Raw genomic sequence first — 23,757 nt, 5'->3', positions numbered from 1 at the left:
CACGCAAAGGGCGTAAAATCAATGGGTCTGGAGCCTAAGCATCTGGGCTTGTGGAGCATATTTGGAAGGCTATGAATGCTCCCGAATTAGTCAGCGGAGTGCAAAGATGGTGCAGATCGACGACAAACTGGAGAATGTCTTCAGTGACGTGATGCGGCGCAATGCTGGCGAGGTCGAATTTCATCAGGCTGTCCGGGAGGTGCTGGAAAGCCTCGGTCGGGTCGTTGCCAAGCATCCTGAGTATCTCGACAAGGCGCTGATCGCCCGCATCTGCGAACCTGAACGGCAGATCATCTTCCGCGTTCCCTGGATGGATGACGAGAACCAGGTTCAGATCAACCGTGGCTTCCGTGTGCAGTTCAACTCGGCCATGGGCCCCTACAAGGGCGGCTTGCGCTTCCACCCCTCAGTGAATGTTGGGATCATCAAGTTCCTGGGCTTTGAGCAAACCTTCAAGAACGCGCTGACCGGGCTACCCATCGGCGGCGGCAAGGGCGGGTCCGATTTTGATCCAAAAGGCCGAACCGACGCCGAGGTCATGCGCTTCTGCCAAAGCTTCATGACCGAGCTGTATCGCCACCTGGGAGAATACACCGATGTGCCTGCCGGCGACATGGGCGTCGGCGCTCGAGAGATCGGCTACATGTTCGGGCAATACAAACGCCTGACCAACCGTTATGAAGCTGGGGTGCTGACCGGGAAGGGGCTGTTCTATGGCGGCTCTCTGGCTCGGAAGGAAGCTACCGGCTACGGCAACACCTACTTCACCCGTGCCATGCTGCAGACTGCGGGTGACGACTTTGACGGCAAGACCGTTGTCGTCTCGGGCGCCGGGAACGTGGCGATCTACACGATCGAGAAGGTCCAGGAGTTCGGCGGCAAGGTTGTGGCCTGTTCCGACAGTAGTGGCTACATCGTCGACAACAACGGCCTCGACCTGGCGCTGCTGAAAGAGATCAAGGAAGTCCGTCGCGGTCGCCTATCTGAATACGCGCGCATCAAGGGCGAAGACTCGGCTGTTTACTTCATCAAGTCGAGCGATGGAACGATCTGGGACGTGCCCTGCCAGATCGCGATGCCTTCGGCGACGCAGAACGAGTTGACTGGCAAGGACGCGAAGCAACTCATCAAGAACAGCGTGATCGCGGTCGGCGAGGGGGCGAACATGCCTTGCACGCCTGAAGCGGTGCGCCTCTTCCAGCAGGCTGGCGTCAAGTTCGGACCCGGCAAGGCGGCCAATGCAGGTGGCGTCGCCACCTCGGCTCTGGAAATGCAGCAGAACGCCTCGCGTGACCGGTGGACATTCGAGAAGACCGAGGCAAAGCTGGCCGAGATCATGCGCGATATCCATGACAGCTGCTATGAAACAGCTGATGAATATGGTGTTCCGGGAGATTACGTGGCCGGTGCCAACATCGCCGGTTTCATCCGTGTGGCAGAACCCATGCTGGCATTCGGAGTGATCTGACCGGGCCACTTTCGCTCAAGCCGCTTGGCCGGTGTTTGTTCGACTGGCATTCAGTCGCCACCCCTGAAGCCTTCTTGGGCCACCGAAGCATCTTGCCTCTTTCCGGGTGCAAGTGCTGAAGCAGGTCCATTCAAGGAGCGGAGTCAACAGCCGCGGCGCCTGCGATGATGCCGGGTGGCAGTGGCCCTGATCTCTTGCTTCGGGCTGGACAGAGCCGCTACACATCCCTTTTTCCGGAGACATCGTTATGCGGAACAGACTGGAACTGCCTGGAGTGGCAAGCACATCCTTCAGCCAAGGTCTCCTATGGATGGGACTGAGCATGATTTCGTTCATCGGCATGTCAGTCGGCTCGCGCGAGATGGCAGCGACGATGTCGATCCGGCAAGTGCTGTTCTTCCGCGCGCTGGTGGGCTTTGTGGTGATCCTGCTGGTGGCAAGATCCTTGTTCCCCGAGATCCGCCGGATGCAGAAGGTTCCGCTGCATGTGGCACGTAATGTCGTGCATTTCACCGCGCAGTATTTTTGGACGATCGGGATCGTGCTGCTGCCCTTGGCCTCGGTTTTTGCACTCGAGTTCACGATGCCGATCTGGGTGACGCTGTTTGCCTGGCTTATCTTGCGCGAACGGATCAGCAGGCCCAGACTTCTTGCGACGGCCGGCGGCTTCGTCGGCGTTCTCGTGATCGTGCGCCCGGGCATCGGCATGGTCGACCCTGCGGCCGGCCTGGTCCTGCTGGCGGCGGCCGGATACGGCCTGTCGCTGATCATGGTCAAGAACCTGACGCGTCATTGCTCCCCCGGCGCCATCGTCGTGTGGATGATCATGATCCAGTTGCCCTTGGGTTTCCTCGCTTCTTTGACGGACTGGCAGCCGGTGCAGTTCACTGCCGTTCCATGGATGCTCCTCGCGGGCATCGGTGCACTGAGCGCGCATTTTTGTCAGGCGCAGGCATTGAAGCGGCTGGAAGCGTCGGTTGTCATTCCGATCGATTTCCTGCGTGTGCCCATGGCCGCTGTTGTCGGTTACTACGCGTATGGCGAGGCGATCGACCTGTGGGTGTTCCTGGGTGGGGCGATCATCTTGCTGTCCAACTTCCAGGCCGTCATGGCCGAAGGCAGAGCGAGGCCGGAGCAAGCCCTTCCGACGGATCCTCCGGCCGCTTGTCTGAAATCTTCCGACATCCGGGGATCCTAGGTGTTTGATCCTATGGGTTGATGACTTCGACACCCACTGTTTAAAACGGTGCGGTGTCGCGGGCAGCGAAGGTGGCGGCAGTTTCTGCGCCCCGGAACCCGCAAGGCGTGGGCCGGCGCGCACATGGTCTATGTCTGGAAGGACGCGGATAGGCTCGACGTGATCCGCATTCTGCACCAGCGCCAGGACGTCGAGCGGCATCTGTAAGACGCGCGTAATCAATCCTGACCTGCCGTGCTGCGGGACGACAGTTGGCTCAGCAGAAGACGACATTTGCTTGCGGAATAAACTTGCCCCACATCTGACTTTACATGAAGAATTCCTGACCTGCCCGCCGATGTGGGGGAATAGCCATTGGGGGCAGATGTGGCCAAGCCGAAAAAGCCCAAATCGCAGCCGTCTTCCGATCAGGACGCCGCCATACCCACGACTTCATCTCAACCTGTAAATGACAGTACGGACACAGATGCCGAACAGGGCGAAGGTCTGCAGGCCCTTCCCGATGTCGATGAGAATGAGAATGAGAATGCTGCGACCGAGGAGCGACCCGCCAAGAAACAGAAGCCTCCGGGCAGTGAAAAAGCTGTCGAAACCATGTTTCGCAACAGTTACCGGGCGGAGCTGGATACCATAGCCTTGGCCGCGATGAAGGCCAACATCATGATCTCGCTGAATGGGTTCATCATTTCGGCGCTGATGATTTCAGGGGCCTTCATCTTTGCCTCCTCGCCGGCCTTTCTTTTTCCCGCGGGGGTCTTCCTGATCACCGCTGCCACCTCGATTGTTTTCGCGCTTCTGTCCGCCTCTCCTGAGCGAGGAGACCTGTTTGCAGGCCTCAAAGATTGGGCCATCGCGGTTCGTCACCGCCAGGCACGGCTGCGCGACCTGCGCGACTTCATGGCACGCGCTCAGCATCGAAGCGGCAATGACGGGCCGGGGAACGTGCTGATCTATGAGCAGCGCGTGCGTCTGACGCGCGAAGACTACTGGGCCGAGATGCAAAGCCTGATGCGCAATCGTGAGCGTATCTATTTCAGCATGAGCGACCAGCTCTACTGGCTGGGACAGGTCGCGGACCGCAAATTCCGTCTTCTGAACCTGTCCTATACAGTGTTCCGGTGGGGGTTGCTGGCCACGATGCTGTCCTTCCTGACACTCAAGCTATCTGTCGGCATGTTTGCCCCCGCTGCTGATCCCAACCTGCGGCTGCGCAACCTGGGCATCGGCACTTTCGATGATATCTATGAGCCTTCAGCTGTCCAGCAACTGCCGGACGGCCGCCTGCTGGTGGTCGAGGACGAGGCATCTCGCGCGCTGAACCTGCTGACCATCGACGAGACAGGCATGCTCGTCGAGGACAACTCCCTGGACGTGCGGATAATGCGCGCCTTTGGACGCAAGCTGACCGACCTGGAAGGGCTGTCCATTGACAACGCGGGCTATATCTATGCCACGACCTCGCATTCGCTGAACAAGGACGGCGAGCGCAAGATCGACCGTGAGCAGATGCTGCGCTTTCGCATCCAAGGAACCAGCGTGGGCGAGATCTCGGCCTTTGGCGGCCTGCGCGACGCTATCGCGGGCGATACAGGCCTCCGCGAGGCTGTGCTGCAGGATAGTAATACGCATCTGGACATGACACAGCTTAACATCGAGGGGCTGGCCTATGTCCGCCAGTTTGGACATCTTTATGTGGGTCTGCGCGCCCCGATGGCCGGCTCCCGCGGCATTATCGTCGTCATAGAGAACCCGACCGAGATGTTTGGGGCGCAGGCGGCGCCCCGCTTCGGCGCCCCTATCCTGCTGGAGTTGCAGGGCGGCGGCATTCGTGCACTCAGCTATGATCCAGTCCTGGACGCTTTCCTTATCGTGAACGAGCTGGAGGGCTACGAGGGCAACCGGTTTTCGCAGCTATGGCGCTGGAACGGCGATCCCGCCACCCAGCCTGAACCGATCGCCCTCCCGGATATCATCAACCTCAACAATGTCGAGTCGATCGATTCGATCCTGATCGACGGTGTCCCGCGCCTGCTGATCATGAGCGACGAGGGCAGCGAGAAGAAGAACGAGCCTGCTCGCTACATGATGCTGGATTACGGTCAGCTGACAGACTAAGGCAGTCTGCCCTCGCGCCGGCCCCCTCACTCAACCCTGATCCTGCCTTCCTGCCCGTAACGGATGTTCCGGGCCGGACGGAGAGAGGGCGGGATCGGCAAGTTGACCTTCACGGAACCTTCTGCGCCGCAGCGTGTTGAACCGCGTTCCGAGTGACCAGCAGCCCCGCCTTGGCGGTTTTTTGCTGCCTATTTCCTAGCGTAAACGAAGGGCCTGCGCGCACGCAGGCCCTTCGTCCGGGATGGGGGAGGTAGGCGCTGCATCGACGTTTCGACCAAGGCCGTCCGCGGCTACCGGGGCGACGTGCCGGCGGGCATGCTGCGGAGATCGCACCAGACTCAACAAGGTAAAGCCCCTGAACTTCCCGTTCAGCCAGCCTGGGTCAGTTCGCTGCACAGATCGACCTCGGGCGAGAACAGAAATGATGCCAGTCCGCCGCCTGCTCGATCTCCTGCGCCACGCGCAGGACGAGGGCGTCGTTGCCGGGCTTCCCGGCAATCTGCACCCCCACCGGAAGACCTTGCTCGCTGACCGTTACGGGGCATGACGCCGCCGGCTGTCCCGCAAGATTGGCGGGCGTGGCGAATGGAGCAAAACCGTAGCCCCGTCCCGTCCAGCGGCCGAGGTCGCTGCCGTTCGCCTCGAAGGTCAACGTCCCGAGCGGCGGCGGGTCCTCGTGCAGCGCCGGCGACAGTACGAGGTCCAAGCCCTCCATCGAGCGCCCGATGGCTTGGCCTGCGGCAACCATGGCAAGACGCGCCCGCAGATGGTCCAGCGCGGTCAGATGCTCGGCCAGGCGCAGGATCGCCCAGGTGGAAGGCTCCAGCTCGTCGTCTTGCGGTTCACGCCCCAGTTCCTCGGCGCGCTCACGCACAAGGTGGAGCACATCCACCGTCCAAAGAGCGTCGAACCACGGTCCTGCCTGTGCTTCGATCGGGTTGGCATAGGGCACCACCTGATGCCCCCTCTCTTGAAGGAGTTCCATTACCTGCTCCACCGCAGCGACCTGCGCACTCCCGGAGCGGCGGCCCTGCGCATCAGCCACAGTCACACCAATCCGCAGCGACTCCAGAGGCTCGTCGAGAGCCCTCAGAAAGCCGTTCCTGGGCGGCCGCAGCCCAATCCGGGTGCCTGCGTCGGGGCCGGCCGTCAGATCCAGCGTCGCGGCGCTGTCTCGCACCGTGCGCGTCAGAACGTGATCAGCGTCGAGCCCTCCTGCAATCTCTTCGCAGAAGGGGCCGAGCGGATTAAGTCCGGCCGAGGGCTTGAAGCCGAAGACACCGCAGCAGGCAGCAGGTATGCGGATAGAGCCACCGAGGTCGGTGCTATGCGCCAGCGGTACCATTCCCGCCGCCACTGCCGCTCCCGCCCCGCCGCTCGAACCACCGACAGTGACATTCGCATTCCAGGGATTTCGGCAAGGCCCATAGGCGGCGGGCTCGGTCGTGAAGTCGGCCGCGAACTCGGGCGTATTGGTGGTGCCGAGGATCACGAGCCCGCCCGCGCGCCAGCGCCGGACCATTGTGCTTTCTCCTTTCGGACCAGCGTCTGCAAAGAAGCGAGAGGCAAACCGAGTGGGCTCCTGCGAGTAGAGGTTCACGTCCTTGAGCAGGAACGGCACGCCCCAGAGTGGCCCTGTGTCCTGCCGCCGTGTCCCGTCCATTGCTCGCGCTTCGGCCCGCGCCGCGTCAAACCGGTTCGCCACAACGGCGTTCAGCCGCGGATTGAGCTGCTCGATGCTGTAGATGGCTACGTCCACCACCTCCGCCACCGAAACCTCGCGCCGCGCGATACGGGCGCCAAGGGCAACTGCGTCGTGGTCTGCATATTCATCAGGGGTCATCGTGAACATGTCCTTTGTCGGCGGAAGGGCATCGTCGGACATAGCCATTGGATCGTAAAGGCATACGCAGACTGTGACATAGCGCAGATTTCTGCGGGCCCTTGGTCGTGCTCGGCTGCTGCCCCTCTTAACCTGCCGGTTGATAGGAACGTTGGGCTAGGAAGCAAGCGCGGCTGGGGCCGTTCGGGACTGGATTGATGCGGTAGTAACAAAGACGCTGTTCATCGAACCGGCCAGTCCTTGGTATCGAGTAGGATCAGGAAACAGTCTGCGGGACGGTTTTCCTGACGACGGTTACTGCGAGAGCTTCGATTCGAAGGTCTGCGATGAGCTGTTGAACGGCGAGCCGCTTTACCTGGTCGCTCTTCAGCCCGCCGAACTCCTTGCGCTAGCGGTAGTAGGTGAACTGCGTTACGCCCATCAACCGCGCCGCCTCGGCCACAGACTAGCCTTGCGATATCAGCACGGCGACCTGCCGAAGCTTCGCGACGATCTCTTTCGGCTCGTGTCTCTTCTGGGGCGTTCCAGCATCCTCTAAATGGCTCCTAAGCCATACGTCAGGGAGGACCATTTTTAAGGGGCAGACGAACCCACCATCAGACCGTCCTTTCCCTTCCTTGGGGCGGGAACAGACTATCGTATCCCCAGGTGAAGACAAAGGCATAGCCCATGTAGAAGGTCGCGAACGACAACTCCATCAGCAGGACCGTCCACAGCGCTTCCTTCAGCCACCAGGTGAAGAGCGGCAGGAGGAGCACCAGAAGAGTTGCCTCGAAGAGCACGGCATGAACGACCCGAAGTGGCATCGTCTTGCGGGTATCGCCGCGCCGCCAGTTCAGAACGTGGTCAAAAACAAGATTGAAAATGTAGTTCCAGATCGTGGCTGCCGTGGCGCCAAGCAGGACCAGCACCCCCATATCGCCAATCGGGTGGCCGAATGCCCATGAGAAGAGCGGGGTGACGATCAAAAGGCCAATGATCTCGAAACTGACGGCTTGGCGAACTCGATCTGCAGTGCTGCGCATAAGAAGGCTCCGAATGGTTCTCGGGCCGTCCCGCGTGCTGACCGTCTGGCCGGGCGAGGTCGTCCTCGCTTGCGTAAGTAATGCGGCCACGGCTTCCATGTTTCAAGGTGAGCCCCCGACACCACGCAGCACAGCCGAATGATGCCGGCGCGTGGTCAGGCCAGAGAAGCCATTGGCAGCATTTTCTAACTCTGCCACGGTGAATCCTGAATGTTCAGCCGGTGCCAACTCCTGCTTGCCGCGCTGACAGATATCAAAAGCCCGCTATGGCACAAGGAGACTCATCATGAATGACGAACGCACGCGAAGGGTCCGGGACCGGGCACACGCTCTGTGGGAGCGGGCGGGGCGTCCAGGGGGTCAGGATGCCCAGCACTGGTCGCAGGCCGAGAAGGAGATTGCCGCAGAGGAGGAGGCCCAGTCTTCCGCCCCGGCCGGGGCGGTCGGCGCCCGCCAGGGTCGCAAGCCCAAAGCAGCTGGGAAAGAGGCCGCGGAAGCGCCGAAGGCCAGGCGGGGCCGCCTTCCCAAGGCCGCGGCTGATACGACAGCCGAAGGAGCGGCGGATGCACCACGGGCGGCCAAGGGACGCAAACCAAAAGCCGTGACAGAAGAGGAGGGCACGAGAGGCCGCAACGCCCCGGGTGCCGATGGCGGAGAGGGCGAGGCGCCAAAGGCGCGGCGGGGTCGCAAGCCGAAGGTGACACCTGAAGGCTCCGACACCGCTGAGTAAGATGGCTGAAGGTTGCGCCGCTCATGACGCCGCAGGCCGCTGACAGCCCGACGGACGTGCTTGCCGGCCTGGTGGAGCGGGTCACGTTCCACAACGCCGAGAATGGCTTTTGCGTCCTGCGGGTCAAAGCGCGCGGGCATCGGGACCTTGTGACGCTCGTAGGCCATGCCGCAATGATCTCGGCCGGGGAATGGGTCACCGCGTCCGGAACCTGGATCAACGACCGAACCCACGGCCTGCAGTTCAAGGCGCAGTTTCTGAAGACGCATGCGCCCTCCACCGTCGAGGGGATCGAGAAGTACCTGGGCTCCGGGATGATCCGGGGGATCGGGCCGGTCTATGCGCGGCGGCTGGTGAAGTGCTTCGGCACCGATGTCTTCGACATCATCGAGGCGACGCCGGAGCGTCTGCGCGAGGTCGAGGGGATCGGCCCCGTCCGTGCCGCCAAGATCACCGCCGGCTGGTCAGACCAGAAGGTGATCCGCGAGATCATGGTCTTCCTGCACCAGCACGGGGTGGGAACGGCGCGGGCGGTGCGGATCTTCAAGACCTACGGGACTGACTCTGTGCAGGTGATGAGCGAGAACCCGTATCGCCTGGCCAAGGACATCCGCGGCATTGGCTTTCGCACGGCCGACATGATTGCCGAGAAGCTCGGGATCGAGAAGACTGCCATGATCCGCCTGCGGGCGGGAGTGTCCTTTGCTCTGGCCGAGGCCATGGGTGATGGCCATTGCTGCCTGCCACGGACGGAGCTGATTGGGCTTGCGGAAAAGCTCCTCGAAGTGCCGGCCGAGATGATTGTTCGCGCCATGCAGGAGGAGCTTGCCGAAGGCACGATCACGGCGGACCGGGTGGGGGATGCCGACTGCATCTTCCTGACAGGGCTTCACCAGGCCGAGCGCGCGATCGCCGAGCGGCTCTTGCAGATCCGGACGGGTGATCCCCCCTGGCCGGACATCGACGCCGACAAGGCACTCCCCTGGATCGAGAGGAAGACCGGCCTGAAGCTAGCTTCCAGTCAGGCCGACGCCGTCCGCCTCGCGCTCAGGTCCAAGGTCACGGTGATCACCGGCGGCCCCGGCGTCGGCAAGACCACCATCGTGAACTCCATCCTCCGGATCCTGGCGGCCAAGGACGTCAAGCTCCTGCTCTGTGCCCCTACCGGCCGGGCGGCCAAGCGGATGTCCGAGGCGACAGACATGGAAGCCAGGACCATCCACCGGCTGCTGGAGTTCGACCCGAAAGCCTTCGGCTTCAAGCGCAATGACGAGAACCCGCTGGACTGCGATCTGCTGGTGGTCGACGAGAGTTCGATGGTCGACGTGCTCCTGATGCAGTCGCTGATCAAGGCCGTGCCAACCACGTCGGCGCTGCTGATCGTGGGCGACATCGACCAGCTGCCATCCGTCGGTCCCGGCCAGGTGCTGGCGGACATTATCGGCTCGGACGCTGTGCCAGTGGTCCGGCTGACCGAGGTGTTTCGCCAGGCGGCGCAAAGCAAGATCATCACCACGGCGCATGCCATCAACGCGGGGCGCCTGCCGGACCTTGGGCCCCCGGACGAGGCGGCAGACTTTTATTTTGTGCCAGCAGCAGACCCGGAACAAGCCGTGGCGCGCATCGTGGAGCTGGTCAGCAAGCGCATCCCCCGCCGCTTCGGCTTCGATCCGATCAAGGACATTCAGGTCCTTTGCCCGATGAACAGGGGCGGCGTCGGTGCCCGGTCTCTCAACATCGAGCTGCAGGCGGCCCTGAACCCGCCCGGCGACAAGAAGGTGGAGCGGTTTGGCTGGGCCTTTGCACCTGGAGACAAGGTCATGCAGATCGAGAACGACTACGACAAGGAGGTCTACAACGGCGATATCGGCATGATCGAGGATGTCGATGCAGACGAGGGTGAGGTGGCGGTCAACTTCGACGGCCGCACGGTCGCCTTCGCCTTAGGTGAACTTGATACGCTGGTGCCGGCTTACGCCGCCACCATCCACAAGAGCCAGGGCTCCGAGTACCCTGCCGTGGTCATCCCGATGATGACCCAGCATTACGCCATGCTGCAGCGCAACCTCATCTACACCGGCGTCACCCGCGGTCGGAAGCTGGTCGTACTGATGGGCCAGAAGAAGGCCGTGGCAATCGCTGTCAGGAACATCTCGGGGCGCCGCCGCTGGTCGAAGCTCGACGAGTGGCTGGCCGCCGCAAGGTCAAGCTGACCAACTCGCGGTGCGTCGTTCAGCAGGTCTGGTAGTTGTTCGGGCCTGTCGCAGGCGCAAAGGCCCGCTTCCAACCATCTATCGCACACAAGATGGAGGGCACGTCCAAAGCTGCTGCGATGGCCAGTTTCGTTTCCTCACGAACGGCAATGGCTTGGCAACCTCAGACACTTGAGCCTTGGGAACCCTGTCAGGAGGCGTTTCCCCTTTGGTTGCAGGTGTCACGCCATCTGCTACGTTCTTGATCCCCATGTTACCGAAGGGAAAGCCGTGTGACCGCTGACAAAGAACCGGAGTTTGAGGCTTTTTCGCCCATGGCGACAGGAGAGCGCTCTTCTCCACAAGCCGCCAGGATGCGGATGATGAACGAACTGAAACGGGCGGCCTTTCAGGAGCGCAGGATTCTGGACGAGGATGCCGGGCTTTTCGCTCCAGGCGAGTTGGCGGAAGCGCAGGCCTTAATCGCCGAGATCGATCAGCTTGTCGCTCGGGCGGATGCACTTAATCAGACGATAGCCCGGCGTCTGAGAACGGAAGCCGAAGGAGATCCAGAAAAAGCGGCGTTGTTGGAGCGCTTTCAGAATGCAATGGGGCTCACGGTGAAGCTGGCACCTTTCTGAACTGTCACGGGCGCTGCGGAGCGCCGCCGGGATGTGTGGCATAACCCAGTCCTCAGTTTTGTGCGCCGCATCAAGAGAGGCATGAGATGAAAAGCAACAAGTCATCTTCCATACCTACGTTCCATTACCCTATCACGATCACTCCACAGGAAATCGACGACATGGGCCATGTCAACAACGCCGCCTATCTTCACTGGGTGCAGGAGGCCGTGGTCCACTATTGGCGTCATCGTTCACCCGCCGAAGCACAGGCAGAGCTTCTCTGGGTCGCTCTCAAGCACGAGATTACTTATCGGCTGCCGCTCTTTCTCGATGACGAGGTGGAGGCTCTCGTGACCGCGACCGGAACGCGCGGAGCACGGGCTTCTTTCATGACTTTCTTCCAACGCGGAGATGAGCTGATCGCCGAGGTCCGCAGTTCGTGGTGCTGCGTTGATGCGGCAACCCGGCGACCGCGCCGGATTTCGGACACGATAGCCCGTGCATTTCTGCCGGAGGATAGGGAATAGGGGCGAAGCGATAAGGTCAGAAATGCTCCTGACCTTACAAGACGCGCCCGATGTCATAGCTACTGCTTACCGTCTTCAGCGCGAAGTTCTAGGACCGAACAATTGACCCGGATAAGTACGCCGATGAAACCGTGGTCGCCCAGGAGGCCTGGGTGGTCGGAGAGATCGGCCTGAAGAAGGTCAGCGCCATCCACAGCCGGACCATCTCCGAGACTATCCGGCATACGGAAGTCGGGGTGAAAGATGATCGCAAGGGGTCCGTGCGTCGCGATGACGCGAATACTCCCCGTTCATGGGAGTCCGCCTCAAGCTATGCTTTGGGCTCGCCTAGAGCATTATTTGTCTGGATGATATAACCTCCCGGCACGTTCTCACGTGCTGGGAGTTTGGTTTATGATCATGTGAAAAGACACTGTATCAACGTGGAAAATCTCTCACCATAAGGCGTTTGATGCAGCCTCAGCGTCGCGTGATCAGCAGTCCGATCAGCACACCGATACCGACCGCGAGACCCATGGCTTGGACTGGATGACGCCGGATCATGTCTGCGGCTTCCTCGTAGCCCAGCTCTGCATAAAAGGCCGCTTCCTCAGCACGCTTCTGGCCGACTTCGTACACTCGTTCCGCCTCAGAGCGGGCACGCGTTGCATAGTCCCGTCCGGTCTCCAGAACATCCTCAACCAGTTCCTGACCACGCTCTGACGCATCGCGGGCAAGTTTTTTTGTTTCGCGTGCCAGCCGGCTGGCTTCCTCGCGTGCAGCATCCTTCGTAGCCTCAAGGTTGCCTGGCTTCGGCTCCATGCCCGTCTCTGAACTGTTCTGTGCCATTCCAGTTTCTTCCTGATTTCCAAGTCGCTGTCGTTGATTTAACAAATCTGTAGGCCAGTCGTTCCAAGCCTGCGCCAGTTGTTCCCGGTGGCCGTCGCCGATTGTACCGGCAGGATGGTCGTGCGGGCGCTCTTCGCCTGACTTTACCGAAACGTCGAGGACAGGAGCCTCAACCCGTTGCGGCAGGGCAGATTTGCGGGTTGCTACATCTATCGCTAGTCTTGAATGCTCCATCGGCCCCAAGACACCGGCCAGAGAGCGTCCCAACGCCCCACCCCGCAGGAGCAGACATGACTAAACAGACACGGGACCGGGTGCTGCGGGCAGGCGAGACATGCTGGGCCATCGCGCGCGCTGGCCGGGTGGCCGTGATCATCGATGCTGCGGACTATTTCGCAACGGTACGCGACGCCATCCAGAAGGCACGCCACAGCGTCGTGCTGATCGGGTGGGATTTCGACACCCGCATTGCCCTGGACCGACCCGATGACGACGCCGGCGTTCCAAACACGCTCGGCAAGCTGCTGGATTGGGCCATTGAGAAGCAGCCGGGCCTGCAGATCCACGTACTGCGCTGGAACCTCGGCGCCATCAACGCCCTCGGACGGGGCACGACGCCGCTGGCAATTCTGGACTGGATGACGGACGACCGGATCCACTTCAAGCTGGACGCGGCCCATCCCGCCGGGTCGGCACATCACCAGAAGATCGTCGTCATCGACGACGCCCTGGCATTCTGCGGCGGTATCGACATGACTGGCGACCGGTGGGACACCCGCGAGCATCTGGACAAGCACCCGCTTCGGGTCCGGCCGACCACCAAGCGGCACTATCCTCCCTGGCACGACGTCTCGACAGCCGTTGACGGCCCTGCCGCCAAGGCCTTGGGCGAACTGGCCCGCGAACGCTGGCGACGTGCGACGGGAGAGACGTTGACCCCGCCCGCGCCGACAGAAGTCTGGCCCGACGGGCTGACGCCCCTGTTCCGGGATGTGGATGTGGCCATAGCCCGGACCGCGCCTGAGTATGACGGGCGCCCGGGCGTCCACGAGATCGAGGCGTTGTATATCGAGGCCATCCGCTCGGCTCGCCGCACCCTCTATATCGAAAGCCAGTACTTCGCATCCCCGACCATCGCCGATGCAATGGCCGAACGCCTTTCGGAGCCGGACAGCCCGGAAATCGTGGTGGTCAATCCGGAAGCCGCCCAAGGCTGGCTGGAGGAGGAGGTGATGGGGGCGTCGCGGGCGATGCTGCTGGAAAGAATTGCAGCGGCCGACCGCCATGGGCGGTTCCGGCTCTACACCCCCGTGACGGCCAAGGGGCGGCCCATCTATGTCCATGCCAAGGTCATGGTGGTCGATGACCGCCTCCTCAAGATCGGCTCGTCGAACCTCAACAATCGCTCGATGGGGTTCGACACCGAATGCGACCTGGCGCTGGAGGCCTCGCCGGACCCGTCCAAGGATCACGCCATCCGCAGCTCGATCCTGAGCTTGCGGAACGATCTGGTGGCCGAGCATCTGGGCGTGGCCCAGGATGTCCTGGAGGCCAGCCTGGAGCGTTGGAAGGGCTCGTTGGTCAACGCGATCGAGGAATTGCGTTCGGCCGAGCGATCCCTGGTTCCCTTCCAAGCACCAGAGATCTCAGACGCTGAACGGGCGCTCTTCGAGGAGAATGCACTTCTTGATCCCGAACGCCCGGCCAGCCGGTGGCGGACCGCGCGGCGCATGCTTTCCGGGCTCATCCCCGAGGGCCGGGGCAAGTGATCCGCCTTCGGGTTTCCCCGGAAAACAGGAAAAATGCGGCAGAACTCACATTGGCTGATTTCGGCTACAGTCGGAGCCTTAGGCAATGTCAGCATCATGCTGTTTATCAGCCTTCATGTCACCTTGGCCCGCAGACCCAATGTAAGGGGCTGCTGGCCCTGCTAGCCCCGTCATGGCGGGCTGACGGTGTTTCGATCCTGGATAAGGCCGCCGCCACCCTGGGCAACTGGCTGGTCGCGCAACTAATGGCGATGACCATCGTCGGTGTGCTGACCTGGCTGGGCCTGTGGCTGATCGGCGTGCCTCTCGCGCCCATTCTGGGCCTGATCGCCACACTGCTGGCCTTCACTCCGAACATTAGGCTCCAGACCCATTGATTTTACGCCCTTTGCGTGATTCAGGCCGCCGCAAGGAGACCTGATCGATGAGCAACCTGTTCTGGCTGACCGAGGCGCAGATGGCGCGCCTTCGCCCCTACTTCCCCAAGAGCCATGGCCGTCCCCGAGTTGACGATCTGCGGGTGCTGAGCGGCATTATCTTCATCAATCGCAATGGTTTGAGATGGTGCGATGCGCCGAGTGAATATGGACCTGCCAAGACGCTTTATAATCGCTGGAAGCGCTGGAGTGACAACGGGGTCTTCGCCCGGATCATGGTCGGCCTGGCCGCCGAGAGCACCGATCCGAAGACAATCATGATCGATGCAACCTATCTGAAGGCGCATCGCACGGCTTGCAGCCTGCGGGCCAAAAAGGGGGGCGCAGTCGCCAGATTGGTCGAACGAAAGGCGGCATGAACACCAAGCTGCACGCCGTCACCGATGCGAAAGGCAGACCTATCCGGTTCTTCATGTCGGCAGGACAGGTCAGCGACTACACCGGCGCAGCGGCGCTTCTGGACGGCCTGCCGCAGGCTGATTGGTTCTTGGCGGACCGAGGCTATGATGCTGACTGGCTGCGAAAAGCGTTGCAGGACAGAGGGATAAAAGCTTGTATCCCTAGCCGGAAGTTGCGCAAGAAAACCGTGAAATACGACAAGCGCCGCTACAGAAGGCGCAATCGCATCGAGATCATGTTCGGGCGGCTGAAAGACTGGAGACGTGTCGCCACGCGTTACGACAGGTGCCCGGAGACATACCTCTCCGCAATAGCATTGGCCGCAACCGTCCTATTTTGGCTGTGATCAAGAACGAGTCCTGAGCCTAGGACGATCATCGCAGCGGTCCCGGCGGTGCTGCTGGCAGCGCATTGAGAATTCACAGAAACTCCGCTCAATCCCCAGATCTACCCCCAAAAACTGTGGATAAATGTTCGGACGGCCTATGCGGTATGTTCCGTGTCTCCGTGTCTCCGTGTCTCCGTGTCTCCGCGTCCGCAGCCGACACCGTCAACTCAGAATAACGCGCCTGCTGTCAGTCCAACACCCAGACCGAACGCCAACCCAACCGAGATGCCCCTGAAGAACAGGCAGCAGGGGCAGGACGTGTGGAAGTACTCCATGAAGCGCGAGGTCCAGTGATCCGGAGTATCGCACCAGGACGGCAGGAACACACGGCTGGCCCAAGCCATGAAATTGGACAACCAGTTGTCGGCCCAGTCACCCGTATCGCCGTCGAGCGTCTCGGCTTCCGGCTCGGGTGCCTTGTCCGGGGTCTCCGGCCGGAACCGGAATGGGTTGATAGCCATCAGCCACCTCGCTGGCCAAGTGTTGGTCGGTGCATGAAAGCGATGTCCTGCACCGGCATGCGAACGCGAACCCCTAAGGTAAAGTCCCTGCTGCCTCTGTGATAGACCGGCGTTGTTTGACGGTTGCCCTGCGAATGATCTGACAGGGATATTTTGCCCCAATCGCCTTGTCGGAAAACTCCGGGCAGGCCACTCTTGGACTGGCAGGACAGGAGCCCCCCATGAATGACGTCTTCATCTGGCTCGGGATCATCTTCTGCATCTCGCAATCGGCGATCTTCTCCGGGTCGAATATCGCCGTGTTCAGTCTCAGTCGTCTCCGCCTGGAAGCGGCTGCCGCTGCCGGCGACAAAAGTGCATCAGCGGCGCTTGAGCTGCGACGCGATGCAAATTTTACGCTGGTCACCATTCTGATTGGCAATGTCTCGATCAATGTCCTGCTGACGATGCTGGCCGACTCCGTCCTCGCGGGTGTCGTGGCGTTTCTGTTTTCGACCGTCGTCATCACCGCGATCGGAGAGATTGCACCGCAGGCCTATTTCTCCCGCAATGCCTTGAAAGCGGTTTCTCTCCTTGCCCCGATCCTGCGCTTTTATCGGATCCTGCTCTGGCCCTTGGCGAAGCCGACCGCGCTGTTGCTGGATGCCTGGGTGGGGACCGAAACGGTGCCTTGGTTCCGCGAGCGGGAACTGCATAACATCCTGCGCTACCATGCAGCCAATGACGAAAGTGAGGTCGGAAGGGTCGAGGCAATCGGGGCCACGAACTTTCTGGCGCTTGATGACCTTGTTCTGACCCATCAGGGTTCTGAACTTGATCCAGACAGCATTGTCACGCTGCCCTTCAAGGATGGCCAGCCGGTATTCCCGGATTTTCAGCCGAAGGCAGAGGACAGTTTTGTCCGTCAATTGGGGGCATCGGATAAAAAGTGGCTTGTTCTGGTGTCCGAGGATCGGAAGCCCAAACTCTTGCTGAACGCCCATTCGCTTCTCAGGGATCTGCTGCTTGTCGGGCAGGACATCTCTCCCGCGAATTACTGTCATGTCCCGGTGATCGTGCCGAAACCCGAGGCTACGCTAGACAATGCGCTTGCCGCTCTGGCCGGTCGACGGGACAAGGCCGGACATGATGAAACCGTGATCCTCCTGTGGTCCGAGCAGTCAAAGCGCGTCGTAACAGGGTCCGACGTTCTGAAATGCCTCCTGAGCGGAATGGCCGACCATGCTGGACCACCCCCCGCGGCCGCACTTCAGCCGTAGAAAGCAGGGATGGCAATAAACAGGGATGCATTGAAAATCGCCGGCCGCGTGGCGGCGCGCGCTGTGCCAGGCGGCGCTTATTCATAACAAGTATAAGGTCGGTGAGGCAAAATTTTAGCTTCGTTTGAGCAAAGATTATCAATGGCAGCTGAGAGCAGAAATCGTGCAGTTTCGAGCGTCAAAAATCGTTTATGCTATATAAATCGGCCTTATTGCCTCAGGTGCTGCTGGCGCAGCGAGAGCCGCGCCAGAGTTGATTTTTGCGCCCGAACAGCGGCAAGCGTCTATTCAGGTGGTTTTGGACGAAGACTGCAAGGTACCGCGGTAGAGACCACTGCCGCCCGCGCTCCATGCTGATATGCAGCTTTCAAAAAAGGCTCAGCAGCGCCAGCAGCGTAAAGCTGGCCGCACGCGCGAGGTCGGCGTAACTGCCTGGCCCAGGATAGTGATCGGCAGCGCGCCAGACACCGACGACCGCAACGATGTTGTAGGGCAGTGACAGGGCAGTACATGCCAGAAAGAACCTCTCCGGCACGTCGAGGGTGATCAGCGTGAGAAGCAGGATAATCGCCGACATGTTCACCGCAAGGCCGATCGTCACGGCCCAGGTCCAGAATGCCTCAGCCAAGGGCAACTCACCCCGCCAGAGGGATTTCAGCTTGCGCATGGGCAGCATGTGGGGGCCGCGTACATGATCCTCTGCATGGCGGGTCTCATCCATCTTTATTCTCCTGCGGCGAGCAACACGCGGTTCGGCAGGACGCGCCTGATGACGTCCGAGAGCGAAATCACGCCCAGCATCTTCTCTCCATCCATGACCACGGCCAGCTGCACGCTGGCGGACCGCATCCGGCCAAGAGCCTCGTAGACCGGCGTGCTCAGCGAAAAGACATGGGCCGCTCGGTCCACTCCATCCACAGGCTGATTATCTGCCAGTGTCAACATGTCCCGCACATGCACCACGGACAGCGCACTACCTGAGCCTGCCATCAGGATGCCTGTGGCCCACGGCGCCCTGCCACCCGGACATCGGCCGCAGGCGCCTGCGGGCCCACCCAGAAGGAATTGGCGCCTTCGGCAAGCAGGAGGGTATCCTGCGATATTCCGGTGATTTTGCGTGGTTTGCCGTCCGGTCCATCGCGGCAAGGAGCACGCCCGAGCTCACGAACACTAGGTGGATGATGACCATCCAGCGGATTTGATCGGGCGTATGCTGCCCCACATCCATAAAGACCTTCAGCAGGTGGATGCCCGAAGTGGCGACGATCGCGGCCACCAGCTTCAGCTTCAGCCCCGAGGAATCGACCTCGCCTTGCCAGACGAGGCGATCTTCGTGATCGGTCAGGTCCATGCGGCTGACGAAGTTCTCGTAGCCCGAGAACATCACGATCAGCAGCAGGTTTGCAGCTAAGCTGAGGTCGATCAGGGCCAGCACGGACAGGATCGCGTCGTTGACCGTCATCGCGGGCACGACCAGCACGAAGCGCACCAGCTCCATGAGGAAGATCCGGACCAAGAGCACCAGCGCCAGATCCATCGGGGCCATCATCCAGCGGCCTGACAAAGAGGCCGCGCTCAATCAGTCGTGCCATGTCTGTTTTCCGAAGAAAGGTCAGTTTAGAGCTCGAGAAGGTTCAGCAGGGCCTGCGCCACGACGATGACAGCGCTTGCGAGAAACACAGTTGCAGCGATGCCGAAGATGACGCCGCCAGCGATCCACAGCCCGTCGCGCTCCAAGGCGCCGAGCGTGATGATCGCCACAGCGAGTCCCGGCAGCAGGTTGCCAAGGGGTATCGGCAGCACCAGCACGACCGAGAGCAGCAGGCAAACCGACCCAAGGATCCTCATGGCAGGAGGGCGGCTGAACGCGGGCAGGCGCGGGCGCAGCAGCCGCTCGACCCGGTTCAAATAGGGCATGGCACGCGACACAATAGCCCGGAAGTGCTCGATGTCGAAGGAGCGCGCCGCCAGAAACTGCGGCAGCCAGGGCATGGCGCCACGCATCATCTGCCAAGACAGATAGAGCATCGGCAGGCCGAGCACCGCCGAAGTGCCCGGCGGGTTGGGAATGACGTTGCCAAGAGCGAGGATCAGCAGCAGGCCAACCAGCCCGCGGTCGCCCAATGCAGAGATGAGCTCGGCCACGGAGATGCGCGGCTGATCCCAGTCCGATGCAAGCCGCGTCAGGACTTCACTGAATGTCGGCCGCCGGACAACTGGCGAAGATAAGTAGGGGATCATTCAGGGTTCCTGGTCGCACGGACCGCCGGCTGCTGAGAGAGTAGCGGCGCTCACTGGCACGAGCGCCGCGGGAGTTCATTCCTCGAAGCCGCCGTCGTCGAAGCCGGCATCGTCGAACGCGGCCTCGTCCTCCATGCCAGCATCCGGCGCAGGCTCGGACGCCTCGGCCGAGCCGGCAAACATCCCGCCGATGGCATTGCCGAGAAGCACACCGCCGGCCACGCCCATCGCAGTCTGTGCCGCTCCGGCCATAAAGCCGCCGCCACCTAGCCGGCCGCTGCTCCACGGGCCTGCGCCCGGTTGCGTTGAATGCTGGTGCTGCTGTTGGCCCGTATGGACCGGCCGGTCTGCAGCGCGCGGCGCGAAAAGCGGTTGCGGCTGGCTGCCACCAAAGAGCCGGCCAAGGAAGCCGCCCCCGCTCTGGCTCTGCGCCTCAAGCTGCTGCATCCGGTCCTCGGCTGCGGCCAGCGCTTGCTCCTGCATGATGACGGTCTGCGCCAGGTAGTAGGCCGCCCCGGGATTGCGGGCGATGAGGCTGCCGATCAGCGCCTCGGCTTCAGGGTCCCTATGGGGTTGGACTTGGGCCGCCTGTCCGAGCTTGCCGAACAGGTCCTCGATGGCGCGGCGGTCGTTCTGGTCCATGAGCTGGATCTCCTAAGGGTCTTATTCTTCGCGCTGGCCGGTCAGGCTCAGCAGCAGCTGAAACATGTTGATGAAGTTCAGGTAGAGCGACAGCGCGCCCATCACCGCCAGCTTCTGCTGCGTCTCGGCGTCGTGGTGTTCGCTATAGGCGAGCTTGATCGACTGCGTGTCCCAGGCCGTCAGGCCGACGAAGACCACGATGCCGATGATCGAGATGGCGAATTGCAGGGCCGAAGAGCCCAGAAAGATGTTGATGATGCTTGCGATGATCACGCCGATCAGGCCCATGATCAGTAAGCTGCCGAACTTCGACAGGTCGCGCTTGGTGGTATAGCCGTAAAGGCTCATCCCGGCGAACATGGCCGCCGCGCCGAAGAACGCCCGCGCAATCGAGGTGCCGGTGAAGACAAGGAAGATCGAGGCCAGGGACAGTCCCATCACCGCGCAGAAGGCCCAGAACAGGGTCTGCGCCGTGGCCCCTGACACGCTCTCGATCCGGAAAGACAGGAACATCACGAAGGCCAGTGGCGCCAGCATCACGACCCACCGCAGGGGTGAGCTGAAGATGGGCACGTAGATCGCCGGGACCGAGGCCACCAGAACCGCAACGAAGCCGGTGACCAGAAGGCCGAGGCCCATGTAGTTGTAGATGCGCAGCATGTGCGCGCGCAGGCCGTCGTCATAGGCAAGGGCAGGAGCGAAACCGGCGCTGCGGCCGGCTTGGCGGATGGGTTGCATGGTCATCTCCGCAGGTTGAGGTCAGTAGAGTGTGCCGGACAGGATCCCCGAAGCATCAAGCAGCCGGTCCGCATATTCGTCCTGTCCGACAAGGACGTGAGCCGTCTCTCCCAGCTGGAACCAGGCAATACCGTGCTCGGGCGTTTCCTGCAGCCGGGGCAGGGTGACGTCGAACTCCTCCGCGCGAACCGCAAAGTGGCTGACCTTGCCCAAGTCCGGAGTGTCGAACAGGATCTCGACCCCGGGGCCCTGCATGGACGGGAAGACCTGTGCGTCCCGCACGGTCCAGTCTTTCGGGAAATTCGGCAGCACAATGCCGGTCGCGGCGCGCAGCTCTTCAGGGTCCAGATCCCGAACCTCCGGCTGCGAGGTCATGGCGAGGCGCAGCAGACTGACCTGGTGGGCCGACAGTGCCGCAGTCACGGCCGGCGGGGTGGGCGTCGCGGCAACGACTTCGCGGATCGAAAGGGGACCAAGCCCTGCATGAGCCAGCCAGCCGAGGCCGACCAGAAGCCCGGCAGGCACGATACGAAGAAGGCGGCGAAGATGCGCGTCGCGCCTGCGCGCAACCACCAGGCGGCGGGCAGCGCCCAAAAGCGGACGAGGCGTCGGCGGTAGTGCCAGCGCAAGCCGCAGATCGCGACGGAGTGCCAGATCGCGCATGACCTGCGCGGCCGCGGCCGGGTGGCGCGCCAGATGCGCCTCGATCCGCGATCGCTCTGCCTGGCTCAGCTGGTCATCGACATAAGCCTCGAGCTCCGCCGCACTGATCGCCGCATCATGCTTCAGCATCGCGTCCTCCGATAATCTTGAGGGCCGGGCGTGCGTTTACGCCATCTTCGAAGTCCCGCAGGCGCGCCCGGGCGCGCGAGACGCGCGACATGACAGTTCCGGCCGGCACGCCTAAGGTGGCGCCGGCATCGGCGTAGGAAAGCCCTTCGACAGCGACCAGGGCCAGCGCCTCGCGGAGATCGTCCGGCAGGTCCAGGAAGGCCTCCCGCAGTTGCGACAGCCGCACGATGTCGTCCTGAGGCGCATCCCGCACCTGCGGCGTGGTTTCCGCGAACTCTGCCTCGCGCCGAACCCGTGCCTGCTCATAGCGGCGGCGATCCAGGAAGCGGTTCCTCAGGATGGCCCGCAGCCACGGGCCGGGAGCTTTGCCCGGCGCGAGCTGCCGCCGCTGCTCGTGGCCCCGGAGCAGGGCATCCTGAACCAGGTCGTCGGCCTCGGCCCGATCGCGCGTCAGCGCAAAGGCATAGCGGCGCAGCGGCGCCAGCAGATCAAGGATGGGGTCACGTGCTCGGGTCATATCAGAAGCTAAGACGACGCCAATACGCATCCTCTTCCCGGCGGCAGAAAATAAATCCGCCGCGCGTCACGCCGACACGACGCGCTCAGCCAGGAGCTTGTCGATCCGGCGCCCGTCAAGATCCACCACCTCGATGCGCCAGCCTGAGATAAGGACATGTTCCCCGACCTGGGGAAGACTTCCCATGCGGTCGATCACCAGACCGGCGACGGTGTCGTATTCACGGTCGGTCTCGAGGTTGATGCCAATCCGGTCCGCGAACTCATCCGCAGGCATCCAACCCGCGACCAGAAGGCTGCCATCGTCCCGTTCCACGACGCGTGGCTCGTCCTCCGCATCACCATCGAAGTCCCCTGCGATTGCCTGCAGCACATCCATCGGCGTGATGATGCCCTCGAAGTTGCCATATTCGTCATAAACAAGAACCATATGCGCGGGTGATCGGCGCAGGATCTCCAGCACTTCGAGCGCGCCCATCCTCTCGCGCACCACCGGCGCCTCGATCAGCCAGGACTTGAGGTCAAAGGGTGCCTGATCTTCCCGAAGATCGAGGAAGTCTCTCGATCGGAAGACGCCGACGATATTGTTGGGGTCGCCGTCCTGAACCGGCAGCCGCGAATGCCCCGTCTCTCGGAAGCGGCGGACGATCATTTCTGGCGCCTCCGACAGCTGAACCGCAGCCACCTCGTGCCGAGGGACCATCAGTCCCCGCGCTGGCCGATCTGCGATACGCATGACGCCGGCGATCATGTCGCTCTCTGCCTTCTCAAGCACACCAGCGCTTTGCGCTTCGGTGATGACCAGGCGAACCTCGTCATCCGTCATGCTATGGTCCTTGGCGCCGGACTGACCCAGCAGGGACAGCACGAGCTTGCCGGAATGGTTCAGCACCCAGACCAGCGGTGCGGCCGCGATGGCGATTACGTTCAGCAGGGGCGCGATCCGCGCCGCAGCAGACTCGGGAGCGCGCCACGCGATCTGTTTCGGAACCAGTTCTCCGAAGATCAGCGACAGATAGGTGATCGCCACGACCACGCCGCCCACCCCAAGAGTCTGCGCCAGGGTAGGGCTGATGCCGGCAGCCGCAAGGGCGTCGGCCAAGCGCACACCGAGGGTCGCGCCCGAGAAGGCGCCCGACAGAACGCCGACCAGTGTGATCCCGATCTGCACGCTGGACAGGAAACGGCCAGGATCGGCCGCCAGGCGCATCGCGATCGAGGCGCCCCGACTGCCTTGGTCAGCCATGACCTTCAGCCGAGAGGTGCGCGAGGACACGATCGCCAGCTCTGACATCGCCAACACGCCGTTCACCAGGGTGAGGGCGAAGACGAGCATGATTTCGAGCAGCACTGGAAATTTCCTTTGTGACAAGTGGATGAGGTCTGACGGGAGACACAGTCTGCCGACAGGCGGCACGTGTCGGGCAGAAGAATCGCAGGTCCGAAAGCGGCGTCCAGGTGGCTAGTTCCTCGCCGCCGCTTCAGCGGCGGCGAGAACGGATCGAGGGCAAGCTCACGCGGCCAGCAACCATGTCAAGAGAGCAAGCGTCGACGCTCCGGTGACGA

24 protein-coding genes and 2 pseudogenes are annotated in these 23,757 nt (G+C 62.0%); 12 read left to right on the top strand and 14 right to left on the bottom strand.

The window, feature by feature from the left end:
- Positions 1-106: 106 nt before the first annotated feature.
- The 3 genes from gdhA to ACZ2G3_RS18560 all read left to right on the top strand — a co-directional run bounded on the left by gdhA (position 107) and on the right by ACZ2G3_RS18560 (position 4,781).
- A complete protein-coding gene (gene gdhA / locus ACZ2G3_RS18570; protein WP_470399792.1) occupies positions 107-1,468 on the top strand; it encodes an NADP-specific glutamate dehydrogenase in 1,362 nt (453 codons plus the stop codon).
- 310 nt (positions 1,469-1,778) lie between these two features.
- On the top strand, positions 1,779-2,666 hold the full coding sequence (locus tag ACZ2G3_RS18565; protein WP_470399790.1) for a DMT family transporter: 888 nt from the start codon (positions 1,779-1,781) through the stop codon (positions 2,664-2,666).
- A gap of 366 nt (positions 2,667-3,032) precedes the next feature.
- Positions 3,033-4,781 carry a Pycsar system effector family protein gene (locus tag ACZ2G3_RS18560; RefSeq protein WP_470399788.1) on the top strand — a complete coding sequence of 583 codons (1,749 nt, stop codon included), beginning with the start codon at positions 3,033-3,035 and terminating at the stop codon, positions 4,779-4,781.
- A gap of 382 nt (positions 4,782-5,163) precedes the next feature.
- Here ACZ2G3_RS18560 and ACZ2G3_RS18555 read toward each other — a convergent pair whose 3' ends face one another.
- A complete protein-coding gene (locus tag ACZ2G3_RS18555) occupies positions 5,164-6,666 on the bottom strand; it encodes an amidase (protein WP_470399787.1) in 1,503 nt (500 codons plus the stop codon).
- 139 nt (positions 6,667-6,805) lie between these two features.
- On the opposite strand from ACZ2G3_RS18555, the pseudogene ACZ2G3_RS18550 reads away from it, so the two are divergent.
- Positions 6,806-6,979, top strand: a pseudogene (locus tag ACZ2G3_RS18550) (integrase core domain-containing protein); the annotation flags it as partial.
- 36 nt (positions 6,980-7,015) lie between these two features.
- Here the strand turns inward: ACZ2G3_RS18550 and ACZ2G3_RS18545 are convergent.
- Both ACZ2G3_RS18545 and ACZ2G3_RS18540 read right to left on the bottom strand, forming a co-directional pair.
- Positions 7,016-7,195 (bottom strand): annotated as a pseudogene (locus ACZ2G3_RS18545) (hypothetical protein); the annotation flags it as partial.
- 25 nt (positions 7,196-7,220) lie between these two features.
- Positions 7,221-7,649, bottom strand: coding sequence for a PACE efflux transporter (locus ACZ2G3_RS18540; RefSeq protein ID WP_470399785.1), 429 nt, complete (start codon positions 7,647-7,649; stop codon positions 7,221-7,223).
- Positions 7,650-7,935: 286 nt separating this feature from the next.
- On the opposite strand from ACZ2G3_RS18540, the gene ACZ2G3_RS18535 reads away from it, so the two are divergent.
- The 4 genes from ACZ2G3_RS18535 (at position 7,936) to ACZ2G3_RS18520 (ending at position 11,721) form a co-directional block, all read left to right on the top strand.
- A complete protein-coding gene (locus ACZ2G3_RS18535; RefSeq protein WP_470399783.1) occupies positions 7,936-8,379 on the top strand; it encodes a DUF2934 domain-containing protein in 444 nt (147 codons plus the stop codon).
- Between the two features lie 23 nt (positions 8,380-8,402).
- On the top strand, positions 8,403-10,592 hold the full coding sequence (gene recD2 / locus ACZ2G3_RS18530) for an SF1B family DNA helicase RecD2 (RefSeq protein WP_470399781.1): 2,190 nt from the start codon (positions 8,403-8,405) through the stop codon (positions 10,590-10,592).
- A gap of 272 nt (positions 10,593-10,864) precedes the next feature.
- Complete coding sequence (locus ACZ2G3_RS18525; protein ID WP_470399779.1) at positions 10,865-11,212, top strand: hypothetical protein; 348 nt, start codon at positions 10,865-10,867, stop codon at positions 11,210-11,212.
- 86 nt (positions 11,213-11,298) lie between these two features.
- Positions 11,299-11,721 (top strand): acyl-CoA thioesterase, encoded by a 423-nt coding sequence (locus tag ACZ2G3_RS18520; protein WP_470399778.1) that lies wholly within the window; start codon positions 11,299-11,301, stop codon positions 11,719-11,721.
- 459 nt (positions 11,722-12,180) lie between these two features.
- Here the strand turns inward: ACZ2G3_RS18520 and ACZ2G3_RS18515 are convergent, their stop codons facing one another.
- On the bottom strand, positions 12,181-12,549 hold the full coding sequence (locus ACZ2G3_RS18515) for an ElaB/YgaM/YqjD family protein (protein WP_470399776.1): 369 nt from the start codon (positions 12,547-12,549) through the stop codon (positions 12,181-12,183).
- A gap of 290 nt (positions 12,550-12,839) precedes the next feature.
- Between ACZ2G3_RS18515 and ACZ2G3_RS18510 the strand changes: the two genes are divergently transcribed.
- From ACZ2G3_RS18510 to ACZ2G3_RS18500, 3 genes are all read left to right on the top strand, one after another.
- Entirely contained in the window at positions 12,840-14,318 is a 1,479-nt protein-coding gene (locus ACZ2G3_RS18510) for a phospholipase D-like domain-containing protein (RefSeq protein ID WP_470399774.1), read from the top strand.
- Positions 14,315-14,695, top strand: a complete 381-nt coding sequence (locus ACZ2G3_RS18505) for an AI-2E family transporter (RefSeq protein WP_470399772.1) — start codon at positions 14,315-14,317, stop codon at positions 14,693-14,695. Before ACZ2G3_RS18510 ends, ACZ2G3_RS18505 begins: the two co-directional genes overlap by 4 nt.
- A gap of 47 nt (positions 14,696-14,742) precedes the next feature.
- A protein-coding gene (locus ACZ2G3_RS18500) for an IS5 family transposase (RefSeq protein ID WP_470395968.1) occupies positions 14,743-15,500 on the top strand; the annotation gives its coding sequence in 2 pieces (ribosomal slippage) (positions 14,743-15,064 and positions 15,064-15,500; 759 coding nt in all).
- Between the two features lie 209 nt (positions 15,501-15,709).
- Here the strand turns inward: ACZ2G3_RS18500 and ACZ2G3_RS18495 are convergent.
- Positions 15,710-16,003 carry a hypothetical protein gene (locus ACZ2G3_RS18495; RefSeq protein ID WP_470399771.1) on the bottom strand — a complete coding sequence of 98 codons (294 nt, stop codon included), beginning with the start codon at positions 16,001-16,003 and terminating at the stop codon, positions 15,710-15,712.
- Positions 16,004-16,224: 221 nt separating this feature from the next.
- Here ACZ2G3_RS18495 and ACZ2G3_RS18490 point away from each other — a divergent pair, with 221 nt between their 5' ends.
- A complete protein-coding gene (locus tag ACZ2G3_RS18490; RefSeq protein ID WP_470399770.1) occupies positions 16,225-17,262 on the top strand; it encodes a DUF21 domain-containing protein in 1,038 nt (345 codons plus the stop codon).
- Positions 17,263-17,629: 367 nt separating this feature from the next.
- On the opposite strand, the gene ACZ2G3_RS18485 is transcribed toward ACZ2G3_RS18490, so the two are convergent.
- From ACZ2G3_RS18485 to ACZ2G3_RS18445, 9 genes are all read right to left on the bottom strand, one after another.
- Positions 17,630-17,983 (bottom strand): hypothetical protein, encoded by a 354-nt coding sequence (locus ACZ2G3_RS18485; RefSeq protein WP_470399769.1) that lies wholly within the window; start codon positions 17,981-17,983, stop codon positions 17,630-17,632.
- Positions 17,984-17,985: 2 nt separating this feature from the next.
- Positions 17,986-18,207, bottom strand: a complete 222-nt coding sequence (locus ACZ2G3_RS18480; RefSeq protein WP_470399767.1) for a CBS domain-containing protein — start codon at positions 18,205-18,207, stop codon at positions 17,986-17,988.
- A 28-nt stretch (positions 18,208-18,235) separates the two neighbouring features.
- The gene (locus ACZ2G3_RS18475; RefSeq protein WP_470399765.1) at positions 18,236-18,799 is read right to left on the bottom strand and encodes a YqhA family protein; all 564 of its coding nucleotides are present in this window, start codon (positions 18,797-18,799) and stop codon (positions 18,236-18,238) included.
- Positions 18,800-18,879: 80 nt separating this feature from the next.
- Positions 18,880-19,503, bottom strand: coding sequence for an exopolysaccharide biosynthesis protein (locus ACZ2G3_RS18470; protein WP_470399764.1), 624 nt, complete (start codon positions 19,501-19,503; stop codon positions 18,880-18,882).
- Positions 19,504-19,578: 75 nt separating this feature from the next.
- A complete protein-coding gene (locus ACZ2G3_RS18465; RefSeq protein ID WP_470399762.1) occupies positions 19,579-20,145 on the bottom strand; it encodes a DUF2076 domain-containing protein in 567 nt (188 codons plus the stop codon).
- Between the two features lie 21 nt (positions 20,146-20,166).
- Entirely contained in the window at positions 20,167-20,883 is a 717-nt protein-coding gene (locus tag ACZ2G3_RS18460) for a Bax inhibitor-1/YccA family protein (RefSeq protein WP_470399760.1), read from the bottom strand.
- 21 nt (positions 20,884-20,904) lie between these two features.
- Positions 20,905-21,675 (bottom strand): anti-sigma factor family protein, encoded by a 771-nt coding sequence (locus ACZ2G3_RS18455; protein WP_470399758.1) that lies wholly within the window; start codon positions 21,673-21,675, stop codon positions 20,905-20,907.
- Complete coding sequence (locus ACZ2G3_RS18450; protein WP_470399756.1) at positions 21,662-22,192, bottom strand: sigma-70 family RNA polymerase sigma factor; 531 nt, start codon at positions 22,190-22,192, stop codon at positions 21,662-21,664. Before ACZ2G3_RS18450 ends, ACZ2G3_RS18455 begins: the two co-directional genes overlap by 14 nt.
- Positions 22,193-22,258: 66 nt before the next feature.
- On the bottom strand, positions 22,259-23,542 hold the full coding sequence (locus ACZ2G3_RS18445) for a hemolysin family protein (RefSeq protein WP_470400018.1): 1,284 nt from the start codon (positions 23,540-23,542) through the stop codon (positions 22,259-22,261).
- Between the last annotated feature and the right edge of the window lie 215 nt (positions 23,543-23,757).

Source organism: Paracoccus sp. KKT209, from assembly GCF_055635455.1.
The sequence above is the reverse complement of the archived record's forward strand: the minus strand, read 5'-3'. Positions and strand labels throughout refer to the sequence as shown.